General features: G+C 61.3%; 11 protein-coding genes and 1 pseudogene. 3 read left to right on the top strand and 9 right to left on the bottom strand.

Annotated features, from left to right (window positions below):
* Window positions 1–7 precede the first annotated feature (7 nt).
* Genes L6D74_RS08090 through L6D74_RS08080 form a run of 3 tightly spaced genes read right to left on the bottom strand, consistent with a single transcriptional unit; the run spans window position 8 to window position 1,759 of the window.
* Window positions 8–268: a phosphopantetheine-binding protein gene (locus L6D74_RS08090; protein WP_064592948.1), complete on the bottom strand. Its 261-nt coding sequence runs from the start codon at window positions 266–268 to the stop codon at window positions 8–10.
* The gene (locus L6D74_RS08085; protein WP_064592950.1) at window positions 249–1,058 is read right to left on the bottom strand and encodes a lysophospholipid acyltransferase family protein; all 810 of its coding nucleotides are present in this window, start codon (window positions 1,056–1,058) and stop codon (window positions 249–251) included. The genes L6D74_RS08090 and L6D74_RS08085 overlap by 20 nt, the downstream gene beginning before the upstream one ends.
* Window positions 1,034–1,759, bottom strand: coding sequence for a beta-ketoacyl synthase chain length factor (locus L6D74_RS08080; protein WP_064592952.1), 726 nt, complete (start codon window positions 1,757–1,759; stop codon window positions 1,034–1,036). The genes L6D74_RS08085 and L6D74_RS08080 overlap by 25 nt, the downstream gene beginning before the upstream one ends.
* Window positions 1,760–2,128: 369 nt before the next feature.
* Here L6D74_RS08080 and L6D74_RS08075 point away from each other — a divergent pair, with 369 nt between their 5' ends.
* Window positions 2,129–2,899 carry a ParA family protein gene (locus L6D74_RS08075; protein ID WP_007952339.1) on the top strand — a complete coding sequence of 257 codons (771 nt, stop codon included), beginning with the start codon at window positions 2,129–2,131 and terminating at the stop codon, window positions 2,897–2,899.
* A gap of 7 nt (window positions 2,900–2,906) precedes the next feature.
* Here L6D74_RS08075 and trxC read toward each other — a convergent pair whose 3' ends face one another.
* Window positions 2,907–3,341, bottom strand: a complete 435-nt coding sequence (gene trxC / locus L6D74_RS08070; protein WP_236188641.1) for a thioredoxin TrxC — start codon at window positions 3,339–3,341, stop codon at window positions 2,907–2,909.
* 195 nt (window positions 3,342–3,536) lie between these two features.
* Here trxC and L6D74_RS08065 point away from each other — a divergent pair, with 195 nt between their 5' ends.
* Window positions 3,537–3,833 (top strand): type II toxin-antitoxin system HigB family toxin, encoded by a 297-nt coding sequence (locus tag L6D74_RS08065; RefSeq protein ID WP_007952335.1) that lies wholly within the window; start codon window positions 3,537–3,539, stop codon window positions 3,831–3,833.
* Window positions 3,830–4,231 carry a helix-turn-helix domain-containing protein gene (locus L6D74_RS08060; RefSeq protein ID WP_236188640.1) on the top strand — a complete coding sequence of 134 codons (402 nt, stop codon included), beginning with the start codon at window positions 3,830–3,832 and terminating at the stop codon, window positions 4,229–4,231. The genes L6D74_RS08065 and L6D74_RS08060 overlap by 4 nt, the downstream gene beginning before the upstream one ends.
* 132 nt (window positions 4,232–4,363) lie before the next feature.
* Here the strand turns inward: L6D74_RS08060 and selO are convergent, their stop codons facing one another.
* The 5 genes and pseudogenes from selO to L6D74_RS30090 all read right to left on the bottom strand — a co-directional run.
* On the bottom strand, window positions 4,364–5,827 hold the full coding sequence (gene selO / locus L6D74_RS08055; protein WP_236188639.1) for a protein adenylyltransferase SelO: 1,464 nt from the start codon (window positions 5,825–5,827) through the stop codon (window positions 4,364–4,366).
* 48 nt (window positions 5,828–5,875) lie between these two features.
* A complete protein-coding gene (gene mscK / locus L6D74_RS08050; RefSeq protein WP_064592959.1) occupies window positions 5,876–9,229 on the bottom strand; it encodes a mechanosensitive channel MscK in 3,354 nt (1,117 codons plus the stop codon).
* A gap of 34 nt (window positions 9,230–9,263) precedes the next feature.
* On the bottom strand, window positions 9,264–11,006 hold the full coding sequence (locus L6D74_RS08045) for a potassium/proton antiporter (RefSeq protein WP_085648039.1): 1,743 nt from the start codon (window positions 11,004–11,006) through the stop codon (window positions 9,264–9,266).
* Window positions 11,007–11,163: 157 nt separating this feature from the next.
* Window positions 11,164–12,027, bottom strand: coding sequence for a methyl-accepting chemotaxis protein (locus tag L6D74_RS30095; RefSeq protein WP_373874466.1), 864 nt, complete (start codon window positions 12,025–12,027; stop codon window positions 11,164–11,166).
* Window positions 12,019–12,774 (bottom strand): annotated as a pseudogene (locus L6D74_RS30090) (MCP four helix bundle domain-containing protein); the annotation flags it as partial. The pseudogene L6D74_RS30090 and the gene L6D74_RS30095, both read right to left, overlap by 9 nt.
* Window positions 12,775–13,054 lie beyond the last annotated feature (280 nt).

Raw genomic sequence — 13,054 nt, 5'->3', positions numbered from 1 at the left:
TCCGGTCTCAAGCTGCCTGTTTTGCCGTGACGAACGCCGCAAGGCTCGCCACGTTGGTGAAATGGTTGCGGGTGTCCTTGGCGTCGGCATCGATCTTGATGCCGTACTTTTTCTGGATCGCCAGGCCGAGCTCCAGGGCGTCGACGGAGTCCAGGCCCAAGCCTTCGCCGAACAGCGTCTGGTCGTCGCCGATGTCCTCTGGGCTGATGTCTTCTAGGCCCAGGGCGTCGATGATCAGCTCTTTTATGTCACGGTTTAGATCGCTCATCTTCGGCGAGCTCCTTGATAAAGAATTGGTGCAAATAGTCGTTGAGCTTGCGCGAAGCCTGGGGCGGGGGGCCCTGCGCGGCGAAAGTCTGTGGGTCTATATCGGCCCCGACGTGAAAACTGAAGTGCACGCGGCGACTGGGAATGCGATACCAGGGCTCGGCCTTGGTCAGGGTGGTCGGATTGACCTTGATCACCACCGGGGTGAGGATTTTCGCACCGCGCAGCGCGATGGCCGCCGCGCCCCGATGAAAGGCCGGCGCCTGACCTGGCTGGGTGCGGGTGCCTTCGGGAAAAATGATCAGGGTCTGCCCGCTCTGCAATGCGCCGGCGGCGGCGTCGAGCATGTCCATGCTGCCGTCGTTGCTGATGTATTCGGTGCTGCGCAGCGGGCCGCGGGTGAAGGGGTTTTCCCACAGGCTTTTCTTCACCACGCAATTGGCCCCGCGCACCAGACCGATCAGGAATACCACGTCGATCAGCGACGGGTGGTTGGCGATGATCATCTGCCCCGGACGGCCGAGCCGTTCGGCGCCCTGGATGTCGTAGGTCAGCACGCCGGTACGGGCCATGAACCGGACGAAAAACCAGAACAGCCGACTGACGGTCTGGCGTGCCCGCTCGCGATGCGCAATGGCGTCGCCCGGCAGGCAACCGAGCAATGGAAATACCAGCAGACGCAGGCACAGACCACCGAGCCCGAACAGAGCGAAGCTGGTGGCAGTGGCCAGCAGACGCCAGTAATAGGCGTCGCGGTTTTTTCCGATCACGGGTTGCGTTGCCAGGTCCATAGACGATTCTTCCAGGCATGTTGGCAATGGGGTTGCTGACCAAGCAGGGTTCGCAGCAGATTCAGTGCGTGGGGCCACTGCGGTTTTGACCGTGCTTGCGGGGCGCTGTTCAGGGTCAGCCGCCAGTCGGTACCGGGGGTGAGCAACAGCCCGACCGCGTAGGGAAACGGTACGTCGTCGATCCACGTCGAATAGGCTTCGGGCGGTTGTTCCTCGGTGATCACCAGCAGCACGGCGGGGGCCCCTTCGTTCAACAACGTCGCCGCTTCGAGCATGCCGTGTTCGAGGCCGTCGCCGGCCGCGGCGAGTGCGGTCATTTCGCTGGTTTCGCCGCGCATGATCGACCACAGGCCGATGATCGCGTTGTGCACCGACAGGCTGAACTGGGTCGGCGACAGCGGCTGTTCGTTGGCCAGATCGCTGAGGATTTCAAAGGTGCGCGGGGTTTCGCCGTGCCGGGAGACGAACACCAGCGGCAGATTTTCCCGACCGTCGGCCAGCGGCCAGCCGACACTGAACGCCATCCGCGCCAGACGGCTGAGACGACGGCGCTGCATGGCCGGCAGAAACGACACATCGGGTGCGGCATCGCTGCCTTCGAGCACGACCGGCTGTCGGCTCCAGGCTTGCCAGGCTTCCACACTGTCGAGCCCGGGGGCCCAGGCGCGCCATTGGGCGATGTTGAAGTTGATCACGGACATTTATCCCGCCCCTGCGGGCTGAGTTGACGCGGTTTCGCCAACGTCGCCGCTGAGCTGATTTAGCCTGAAATGGCATGGCGCGTGGCGCCGGGTGGCGCGCATTATCCCGGTGCGACGAGTGTGTAGCAAATGCTGGTTACGTTTTGAACGACGAAATGAACCGAATGGTACGCGGCAAGAACTGTCACTTGGCCATTATCCAGATTGTCGGGTGTCTGTCTGTCAGGCGAATCCGCAATCAAGGAGTGTCTTTGCGCCGTATTCATTGGGAGATTGGCGCCTGACTTTGTAGTCCGCGTCCATCGAGGTAGCGAACCGGCACCGGGCACCACTACACTCGGTCATTCTTTGATACACGGAGGTTTTGTCATGCGGCGCGTGGTGTTCAATCAGAAAGGTGGCGTGGGCAAATCCAGCATTGCCTGCAATCTGGCGGCGGTAAGCGCCAGCGAAGGTTATCGCACGCTGTTGGTCGACCTCGATGCCCAGGCCAATTCCACTCAGTATCTGACCGGGCTCACGGGTGATGACATTCCGATGGGCATTGCCGATTTCTTCAAGCAGACCCTGTCTTCCGGACCGTTCTCGAAAAAGAACCAGGCGGATATCTACGAAACCCCGTTCGACAACCTCCACATCATTACCGCCACCGCCGAGCTGGCCGACTTGCAGCCCAAGCTCGAGGCCAAACACAAGATCAACAAGCTGCGAAAGCTGCTCGACGAGTTGTCGGAGGATTACGACCGGATCTATCTGGATACGCCGCCGGCGCTGAATTTCTATGCGGTCTCGGCACTGATTGCCGCCGATCGGGTACTGATTCCCTTCGACTGCGACAGCTTCTCGCGTCAGGCCCTCTACGGTCTGATCGCCGAAATCGACGAGTTGAAGGAAGACCACAACGAAGGCCTGGAAGTCGAAGGCATTGTGGTCAACCAGTTCCAGGCCCGGGCCAGTCTGCCGCAGCAAATCCTCGACGAACTGATCGCCGAGGGCCTGCCGGTACTGCCGGTCTACCTCGCCAGTTCAGTGCGCATGCGCGAATCGCATCAGGCCAACACGCCGCTGATCCACCTCGACCCACGGCACAAGCTGACGCAACAGTTCGTCGAACTGCACAACCTGCTCGAAGACGCCTGAAACCTTGTCAGATGCCCTGGCTGCGCAGCCAGGCCATCAACTGCGGCAACGGGAAGGCCCCGCTCTGACGGGCGACTTCCCGGCCGTTGCGGAACAGAATCAGGCTCGGAATCGAACGAATCCCCAATTGCGCCGACAACTGCTGATTGGCCTCGCTGTCCAGCTTGGCCAGCCGGCACTTGCCCGCCAACTGCGCAGCCGCCTGCTCGAACACCGGCGCAAACGACTTGCACGGCCCGCACCAGTCCGCCCACACGTCCACCAGCAACGGCAGATCACCCTTGATCTGACTGGCGTAATCGCCTTGCTTGAGTTCGAACGGCTTGTTCAACAGCACCTCGGACTTGCAGCGCCCGCACTTCGGGTGGTCGTTGAGGCGCTCGGCGGGGAGGCGGTTGAGGCCGTTGCAGGAGGGGCAGGGGATGAGGAGTGGGTCGGTCATGATCTGGATCCAGTGGAAAGCTGATATCTCCTAGTTGGAGACGTTTGCTCATATTTTCAATCGTGCAGTGTTTGGCTGTGAGCCTAGGCTGAGATAGACCGGTCGCGACCCGTTGGTCTGCTCGGTCATATCGCAACTTGCGATAATTTTGATCTGTGATTAACTCCCCATAGCAGAATGCGATAAGGATGTTGCATGCATGTCATCACCGGAAAACGAATACGAGAAGCGAAGGCCAAATGGCCCAACGCAGCAACAGCACTGGACCACTGGCTTGAAGTGGCGAAAGGAAGCAAATCGCCAGATTTTGCGGCGCTGAAGGCCTTGTTTCCAGCTGTCGACAAAGTGGGTGATTTTCATGTTTTCGATATTGGCGGTAACAAGCTCAGGTTGATCGCCTATGTCAGATATCGACCTCAAAAGTTGTACATCAGACATGTGTTGGATCATCGCGAATATGACCGCGGTAAATGGAAGGAGGCTAAGGCATGAGTGTTCTGATCAAAAAAGCCGCTGAGCACTGGGAGTTCGTTTCGCCTTTGCTGCGCAAGCCGAAAAGCGAAGACGACTACGACAGGCTCTTTCAAGCCCTTGACGAGCTGCTCGAAATGACGGGCGATGATGAGTCTCATCCTTTAATGAGTCTGGTGGATATCATCGGTGACTGGATTGAAGAATGGGATCGCGTGCATCACCCGACGCCTAAACCGCCCGGTTTTGAAGTACTGGGGTATTTGATGCGTGAGCATGGTTTGACCCAGAGCGATTTGCCGGGTGTGGGCACTCAGTCTGTTGTTTCGGAAATCCTCAGTGGAAAGCGCCAGTTGAATCTGCGGCAGGTCCGCTGGCTGGCCGAGCACTTCAAGCTACCTGTGGACGTGTTTATCTGAAAGGAAACCAGTGTGTTCAGAGTCGTGGCATTTGCACTCTGAGCATGTCGCGCGGCTTTTTCAGGCGGCGCCGTCATCTAACAGGTTGCCTGACGGGAGGGTGCACGGCTCCAAGACAGGAGACCGTGCGCTTCATGAGGAACAACTGATCTCCAAATGCTTGCCCCACTCCGGCGGCCGTTGCGCGTAACTCTCCATTCCAGGTTGTTCCTCGAATGGATTGCTCAGCACCGCGTGCAATCGGCGCACTTCTGAATAGTCACCCTGCTCGGCAGCATCGATTGCCTTCTGCGCCAGGTAGTTGCGCAGGATGTACAGCGGATTCACCGCATGCATGCGCGCACGGCGCTGTTCCTGATCCGCCGCGCCATCGCGTGCGACGCGGGCGACATAGCGCTCGCCCCAGGCATCGAAACCTTTGATATCGACGAAGTCATCGCGCAGGCGAGCGACGGCCTGTTCGGCTGACTGTTCGCCCAGGCGGCGGAAGAACAGCGTGTAGTCGACGCCGCTGTTCTGCATCAGTTGCAGCAGTTGTTCCAACAGTTGCTGGTCGTCGTCCTCGGCGGTGGTGAAGCCGAAGCGGCGGCGCATCAGGTCGAGGTAGTGCGCCTGGAACAGCGGCAGATACAGGCCGAGGGTTTCGCGCAGGGCTTCGACGCTGATGAACGGCGTCAGGGCCTGGGCCAGGGCGCTGAGGTTCCACTGGCCGACCGGCACCTGATTGCTGAAGGAATAGCGGCCCTGGTCGTCAGAGTGGTTACAGATGAAGTTTGCATCGAAATCGTCGAGGAAGGCGAACGGGCCGAAGTCGAAGGTGATGCCGAGGATCGACATGTTGTCGGTGTTCATCACACCGTGGCAGAAACCGTAGGCCTGCCACTTGGCGATCAGTTCGGCGTTGCGCTCGACGATCTCGCGGAACATCGCCAGATAGGGTTCCGGCTGCTCCAGGCACTCGGGGTAGTGCATCGCCAATACGTGCTCGCCGAGTTGCTTCTGCTGTTCGGGACGCTTGGTGTAATAGAAGTATTCGAAGTGGCCGAAACGGATGTGGCTCGGCGCCAGGCGCAGCACCATCGCGGCGCGTTCCTGTTTCTCACGCCAGACCGGGGTGTCGGAGCCGATCACGCAGGCGGCGCGCGAAGACGGAATGTTCAGCGCATGCAGCGCTTCGGAAGCGAGAAACTCGCGGATCGACGAACGCAGCACCGCGCGACCGTCGCCCATGCGCGAGAACGGTGTCTGCCCGGCGCCCTTCAGATGCAGGTCCCAGTGCTCGCCGGCCGCGTTGTAGACCTCGCCCAACAACAGACCGCGACCGTCGCCCAGTTGCGGGGTATAGCCGCCGAACTGATGCCCGGAATAGACCATCGCCCGTGGCTCGGCATCGGCCCACAGCTTGTGGCCGCCGAACAGCTCGGCAAATTCCTGGGTGTCGGCCACTGCCGGGTCGAGATCCAGCAGCGCCAGGGCCGCAGGGCTGGCCACCACCAGTCGAGGATTGTCGATCGGTTCGGGCAACACGTGGGCCGAGAACGCATCGCCCAGGCGGGCGAAGCGGTTGTCGAAGGTCAGTTCGTCGAGGGCTTTCAAGGACCGGCTCCAGCAGAATGTCCGAGCATTCTGCTGGGATTAGCCGGGTTAGTCGAGTTTGGCCGGCGGCGGTTCCTGCAACGGTTTCTGGTCATCGCTGACCGGCACGATGGTTTTGGTTTCCGGCTCGATCGGCACCATCTTGTATTCCTGGCCGTGAAGGTTCTTCAGGTAAACCTCCATCTGGCGGAACGAGATGTTGATGTGCTGCTTCTTGAACTCACGGTTGATGAAGCGGTTGACCTCGTCGAGTACCGGGTTGCGGTCGCCGAGATCACGCACATGCATGCGCAGTTCGTGGTCGAGGGTGCTTTCGCCGAAATTGAGGAAGTACACATGCGGCTCGGGTTCCTTGAGCACGCGCGGGTTTTCCCGGGCGGCCTTGAGCAGCAGTTCCTTGACCAGATCCAGATCCGAACCGTAATCGACGCCCAGTTTCAGGGTCACCCGGGTGATGGTGTCGGTCAGCGACCAGTTGATCAGTTGCCCGGTGATGAACGTCTTGTTCGGGACAATGATGTCCTTGCGGTCGAAGTCGGTGATGGTCGTGGCGCGGATGCGGATCTTGCTCACCGTACCGGACAGGTTGCCGATGGTGATGGTGTCGCCGATCCGCACCGGGCGCTCGAACAGGATCATGATGCCGGAGATGAAGTTCGCGAAGATCTCCTGCATACCGAATCCGAGGCCCACCGACAGCGCCGCCACCAGCCATTGCAACTTGTCCCAGCTCACGCCGAGGGTCGACAGGGTCGAGACGAAACCGACCCCGGCGATCACGTACGACAGCAGCGTCGTGGTCGCGTACGCACTGCCCTGGGCCAGATTGAGTTTCGACAGTACGAACACTTCAAGCAGGCCCGGCAAGTTGCGGGCGAGGGCAAAGGTGATGCCGATGATGATCAACGCGCCGAGCATGTCGCCGATGCTGATCGGCACCATGCTCATGTTGGCGCCGGTGCCGCTGGTGTATTCGTAGAGGGTGATGTTGTCGAGGTACGAGAACACCGTAATCAGGTCGGCCCACACCCAGTACAGCGCGGCGATGAAGCCGCCGAGCAGTGCCAGACGGATCAGGCGCAGGGACTGTTCGTTGACCTTTTCGATGTCCAGGGTTGGCTCTTCGATCACCGCTTCGCCGTCGCCGGCTTCTTTCGCGGCCTGACGTTTGGCCAGGGCGCGCTGGTAGGCTAGGCGACGTGCCGCGACCGCTAGGCCACGGACGAACGTGGCTTCGATCACCAACCAGAACATCAGCAGGTACAACGTGTTGATCAAGCGGTCGCTGAGCTTCAGCGCGGTGTAGTAGTAGCCGAAGCACACCGCCACGAACAGCGCGATGGGCAGCAGGGTAAACATCACGCCCACGGCCTTGCGGAACAGTGAGGCGTTTTCATGGGTCGGGCTGCTGATCAGCAGACGGCTGAGCAGCCACGCCATCAGCGCATAGCAGGTCAGCACCACCGGCATGCCCAGCACATCGTCGGCCAGTGCCGCCGGTTGCAGTTCGGCAACCGCCACCACCGCCACCAACGCCATGACCACCAGTCCGAGGCGACGCACCCAGCCTTGCAGGAATTCGACCTGCGGCTTTTCCCAGCGGAAGTGCAATTCGGCCACGCCACCCGGCGCGAGGATCCGGTAAGCGGTGTAGAACACCAGCCACGCCTGGGCCATTTGCAGCAGCGCCGCGCCCATGTTCGCGTTCTGCCCACGGGCGTCGATCTGCAACGCCAGTCCGCACAGGGCCAGGCCCAGCGCCACCGGCATCGCCAGCAGAATATTGATCAGGATCGCCTGCGGCGTGTGCCACTGACTGTCACGCTTGAAGTGACCGATGTCCTGGTGAACCTTGTTCAGGCGCGAATACAACTGCTTGCGGCGCCACAGCAGCGCGCCGATCAGCAGCGCCAGCGGCAGGAACAACAGCGGTCGCTGGGTCAGGCCGTCGGTCAGTTCGCTGAAGCTTGAGGCAAGCGGCAGGGTATCGATCTGACGCTTCAGGCGTTCCGGCACGCCGCGCATCCATTCGGTGTCCAGCGGCTTGTTGCTCGGGATCCAGAACATCTGCTCGTCGAGGGTCGCGCGCAGGCTTTGCGCAGTGCTCAGCAGTTGTTTCTGGTTCAGTTGCAGGGTGATCGACTCGTTGAGCATCGCGCTCAGTTCGCGACTCAGTCGTTCCAGCAGATCGACGCGAGTGTTGGCCAGCTCCAGCAGGCTCTTGCGCAGTTGTGGCGTGACTTGCTCTGGCGGCTGGGTGGACAGCAGGTTGTCGACGTAAGTCGCCGGATTGCTCAGCTGTTCGCGCTGTTGGTTGATTTCGAACTGGTACAGGCGAATGTCGGCGATCTGGTCCGCCAGGTCGCGGTCGACCTTGAGGCGCGGCAGCGCTTGCTTCTGCTTATAGAGAATCTTCGACAGCAGCAGGCTGCCCTTGAGCACGTTGATCTGCTCGTCGAGGGCCGAGTCGCTCTGGGTCACGCTGTCCAGTTGCTGCTTGGTCTGCAGGTTCTGCTGGGTGAGTTCGTTGAGACGGTCGGTGCTTTTGAGCAGGTAGTCGGAGAGCTTGAGGTTGGCCGCGCTTTCCGTGGCGAGCAGGGCGCTGCTGCCGGACTTTTGGGCCTCGATCGACTGCTGCGTCACGGTTTCCTGCGACAGGGTCAGACGTTTCTGGTTGATCAGGGTTTGCAGTTCCTGGATCTCGCGATCCAGACGGTCGGACTTTTCCGAGAGCAGGTCATGCTGACTGTTGCCCAGATCCTGCAACTGGTTGTTGCCGGCCAGTTCCTGACGGCGCAGCGGGATCAGCGCGTTCAGGGCGGCCAGCTCGGCGTTGAGCAGGTCGCGCTGCTCGGCGCTGACGGTCTTACCGGCGTCCTTGCCGGTCTTGAGGATGTTGTTGATCTGCTGGATGCGCGTCTGGCTGCTGGAAATCTCGGCCTGGGCGCGCTCGGGACGCGTCTGGGCGGTGATGATCAGGCTGTTGGCGTCGGCCAGGGCTTTCTGCAGATCGCTTTGCTGGGTCGAGCGCTCGGTGAGCATCTGCTCCAGCTGCTGGATGTTTTCCTTGGGAAAGCGCTGCGCTACCGGTACCACTGCGCTGGCCTTGAGGCGGGTCAGTTCGCGCGAATTCTCGATGGTCTGCTTCGGCGCAGTGGCCAGCTGCTGCTTGAGGTCGATCAGCTTCTGCTCGTAGTCACGCCGGTTGTTGAGCTGGTTCAGCGTGTTTTGCAGGACCGTCTGCAGGGCCTTCTTGTCGGCCTCGGGCAGCTTGCTGTCGGTGAGCTTGTCCAGGCTGGCCTGCACGGCGTCGCTGGACGGTGGTTCGGCGGCTTGCAGCGGGCCGACGGAAAGACTCAGGCCCAGCAGGGCCGCGAGGAAAAAGGAGCGCAGGGTAGGCATAGAGACCGGTCAAGCAAGTGAGAGTGGACGCAGTTTAGAGGAAGAGTCCGGGGCCCGGGCGACTTCCTTCGGGGAATCTGACGCCCACTTTGGCGATCTTGTTCCCGTCCATGACCGCAACCGTCCAGTGGGTGTTGTTCCATTCCACCTGGTCGCCAACGATCGGCGCACCGCCGACTTTCTGGGCAATGAAGTGGCCCAGGGTCATGTCCGGATCGATGCCTTCGGCGGGCAGGCCGTACAGGGCGGCAACCGCTTTGAGCTGGGCGTCTCCTTCGAGTACGAAGTCGCCGAAGAAGCGCAGATCGAGGCCGCGTTGCGGCGCCTGGCTGAACAGTTTTCCGAGGGCCGGAAGGTTGTGTTCATGGCCGATAACACACAGCAAATCATCGACTTCCAGCACCGTACTACCCGACGGATGGAGCAGTTGCTGACCGCGAAACAGGGCGGCGATACGGGTGCCTTCGGGCATTTTCAGTTCGCGCAGGGGCGAACCGATGCACCATTTTTCCGCGCCGAGCTTGTAGACGAACAGCTCCCACTCGCTGGTGACGTGGACTTCGAGGGCCGCGCGGGAGATCGGCGCCGGCTCCGGCGGCACCGTCACCTTGAGCAGCTTGGCCACCCACGGCAGGCTCGTGCCCTGCACCAGCAGCGACACCAGCACGATGAAGAACGCGAGGTTGAAGTACAGCTGCGCATTCGGCAGCCCGGCCATCAGCGGGAACACCGCCAGAATGATCGGCACCGCGCCGCGCAGGCCGACCCAGGAAATGAAGGCTTTCTCGCGACCGTGGAAGGCCTTGAAGGGCAACAGCCCGACCAGCACCGACAGCGGCCGAGCGAACAGAATCATCCACAGCGCCAGACCCAGCGCCGGCAGGGCGATCGGCAGCAAGTCATGCGGGGTGACCAGCAGGCCCAGCACCAGGAACATGCCGATCTGCGCCAGCCACGCCATGCCGTCGAGCATGTGCAGAATGCCGTGACGGCTGCGCACCGGGCGGTTGCCGATCACCAGACCGCACAGGTACACGGCGAGAAAGCCGCTGCCGTGCAGGGCGTTGGTCAGGGCGAACACCACCAGACCGCCGGCGATCACCAGAATCGGATACAGGCCGGCGGCCAGATTGATCCGGTTGACCAGTTGCAGCATCAGCCAGCCACCGCCCAGACCGATCACTCCACCGATGCCGAACTCGCGGATCAGGTGGGTCAACAGGCTCCAGTGCAGGCCGGTCTGGCCGCTGGCGAGCATGTCGATCAGGGTCACGGTGAGGAACACCGCCATCGGGTCGTTGCTGCCGGATTCGATTTCCAGGCTGGCGGTCACCCGTTCGTTCAGGCCCTTGCCACCGAGCAACGAGAACACCGCGGCGGCGTCCGTGGAACCGACGATGGCGCCGATCAGCAGGCCTTGAATCAGATTGAGGTCGAACAGCCAGGCAGCGGCCATGCCGGTGAGGCCGGTGGTGATAAGAACTCCGACCGTCGCCAGCGACAAGGCCGGCCACAGGGCCACGCGGAAACTGGACACCCGGGTTCGCAAGCCGCCGTCGAGCAGGATCACCGCCAGCGCGAGGTTGCCGACCAGATAAGCCGTCGGGTAGTTATCGAAAATGATCCCGCCGCCATCGACCCCGGCAGCCATGCCGACCGCGAGGATGATCACCAGAATCGGGATGCCGAGACGGGAAGACAGGGAGCTGACAAGAATACTTGCGCCTACCAGCAACGCGCCGATCAAGAACAGGCTGTTGATGGTCGTCGCATTCAAAGGCAGTACTCCAGAAGCGGAAAGACGGGCACAAACTGACCATGCAGTCTGCGTGCCAGCGATTCTAACCTGTTGAAATGTGATGCTGTCAAAAAGCTTTTTCAGCTTTGCGCAAGATCGTTCCCACGCTCCGCGTGGGAACGATCAATGCAGAGGGTTAGAGGCTGAACCGCCCAACCATATTGTTCAGATCCAGCGCCAGGCGCGACAGTTCGTTGCTCGCCGCACTGGTCTGATTCGCGCCGGTCGCCGATTGCACCGACAGATCGCGGATGTTCACCAGGTTGCGATCCACTTCCCGCGCCACTTGCGCTTGTTCTTCGGCGGCGCTAGCGATCACCAGGTTGCGCTCGTTGATTTCGACGATGGCGTTGTTGATGGTGTCCAGCGACAGGCCGGCGCCACGGGCAATGTTCAGGGTCGACTCGGCGCGTTCGGTGCTGTTGCGCATCGAATCCACGGCGTGTTCGGTGCCGCTCTGGATGCTGCCGATCATGCGCTCGATTTCGCTGGTCGACTGCTGGGTGCGGTGCGCCAGGGCACGGACTTCGTCAGCCACCACGGCAAAACCACGACCGGCTTCACCGGCACGGGCCGCTTCGATCGCAGCGTTGAGCGCCAGCAGGTTGGTCTGGTCAGCCAGGCCGCGAATCACGTCCAGCACCTTGCCGATGTCACGGGATTCGTTGGCCAGATCGCCGATCAGGGTCGCAGTGCTCTGCACGTCGGCGCTCATGCGTTCGATGGCGCTGACGGTCTCCTGCACCAGATCGCGGCCGTCGCCGGCGGAGGTGGTGGCGTTCTTCGAGGCTTCCGAGGTGCTGACCGCGTTGCGCGCTACTTCCTCAACGGCGCTTGTCATCTCGTTGACGGCGGTGGCGGCCTGCTCGATTTCGTTGTTCTGCTGGGTCAGGCCACGGGCGCTTTCGTCGGTGACGCTGTTCAGCTCTTCGGCGGCGGAGGCCAGTTGGGTGGCCGAGCCGGAAATCCGCTGCAGCGTGTCGCGCAGCTTCGACTGCATCTTGGCCATGGCCGCCAGCAGGCGTCCGGCTTCGTCGGTGCCGTCAACGTGGATCGGCTGGGTCAGGTTGCCCTCGGCGATGGTTTCCGCTGCATCCAGCGCCTTGGCGATCGGCTTGGTGATGCTGCTGGTCAACAGCCAGGCGAACAGCAAGGTCAGGCCGGTGGCAATCACCAACAGGGTCACCACCAGATTGAACGACATCGAATACTGATCAGTGGCGCCCTGATTGGTCTCGGCGATCTGTTGGGTGTTGATCTCCAGCAAACGCGCGAGGGCGGTATTCACCGCTTCGGAGTTGGCGAGCAAATCGGTGTTGAGCATCTGTCGCAATTCGTCGACCTGATTGCTGCGCGACAGGGTTTTCATGCGGTCTTCGAGTTGACGGTACTGCGCCAGCAACTGCACGTACTGATCGTAAGCCGCGCGTTCTTGCGGGCCATCGATCAGCGGCTCGTAGGCGCGTTGCGCGTCGGCGATCTGCCGGTTGCGCAAATCGAACAGTTCGATGGTTTTTTGCTGGACGTCTGGCTCTCGGTTGATCAGCAACCGATACGACAGCACGCGCAGGCGCAGGGTCAACTGGGTGAATTCGTCGAGGGCCTTGATCGAAGGCACGCTGGCGGTGGCAATGTCTTCGCCTGCTGCGCGGATCTTGCTCATCTGATTCAGGGCGAACACGCCGAGAATCAGCATCAGGCCGCCGATCAGGGCGAAACCGGTGAACGCCCGGGGGGCGATGTTCATATTGCGAAGGGACATGGAGGCGGATACCAGGGAAGGGCCGCATCCGTGCGGGCTGAGACTGCTGTTGGGTGACTTATCGGTCATACGACTAAAGTCTTGAGGCGGTGTGCGTATTTGTCGCATGGGGCGTCGGGCGACGAAGTGCAGGAACCAGATCGACAGATCACAGTCTCTAACACTCGCAAGAACGGTCGGCCGCCAGGAAAATCAAGGCCTTGCGCCGGTTTAACCCTGGCGTCAACGACGACTTTTCTTTATCGTACGCGCCCTTTGAAAAAGC

The sequence above is a fragment of the Pseudomonas pharyngis genome, from assembly GCF_021602345.1.
Taxonomy (GTDB): Bacteria; Pseudomonadota; Gammaproteobacteria; order Pseudomonadales; family Pseudomonadaceae; genus Aquipseudomonas; species Aquipseudomonas pharyngis.
The sequence above is the reverse complement of the archived record's forward strand: the minus strand, read 5'-3'. Positions and strand labels throughout refer to the sequence as shown.

Excerpts from the sequence above, each read along its gene's own strand:
- L6D74_RS08090 (WP_064592948.1), bottom strand. The coding sequence starts at position 268 with ATGAGCGATCTAAACCGTGACATAAAAGAGCTGATCATCGACGCCCTG.
- L6D74_RS08085 (WP_064592950.1), bottom strand. The coding sequence starts at position 1,058 with ATGGACCTGGCAACGCAACCCGTGATCGGAAAAAACCGCGACGCCTAT.
- L6D74_RS08080 (WP_064592952.1), bottom strand. The coding sequence starts at position 1,759 with ATGTCCGTGATCAACTTCAACATCGCCCAATGGCGCGCCTGGGCCCCC.
- L6D74_RS08075 (WP_007952339.1), top strand. The coding sequence starts at position 2,129 with ATGCGGCGCGTGGTGTTCAATCAGAAAGGTGGCGTGGGCAAATCCAGC.
- trxC (WP_236188641.1), bottom strand. The coding sequence starts at position 3,341 with ATGACCGACCCACTCCTCATCCCCTGCCCCTCCTGCAACGGCCTCAAC.
- L6D74_RS08065 (WP_007952335.1), top strand. The coding sequence starts at position 3,537 with ATGCATGTCATCACCGGAAAACGAATACGAGAAGCGAAGGCCAAATGG.
- L6D74_RS08060 (WP_236188640.1), top strand. The coding sequence starts at position 3,830 with ATGAGTGTTCTGATCAAAAAAGCCGCTGAGCACTGGGAGTTCGTTTCG.
- mscK (WP_064592959.1), bottom strand. The coding sequence starts at position 9,229 with ATGCCTACCCTGCGCTCCTTTTTCCTCGCGGCCCTGCTGGGCCTGAGT.
- L6D74_RS30095 (WP_373874466.1), bottom strand. The coding sequence starts at position 12,027 with ATGCAGTCGAAGCTGCGCGACACGCTGCAGCGGATTTCCGGCTCGGCC.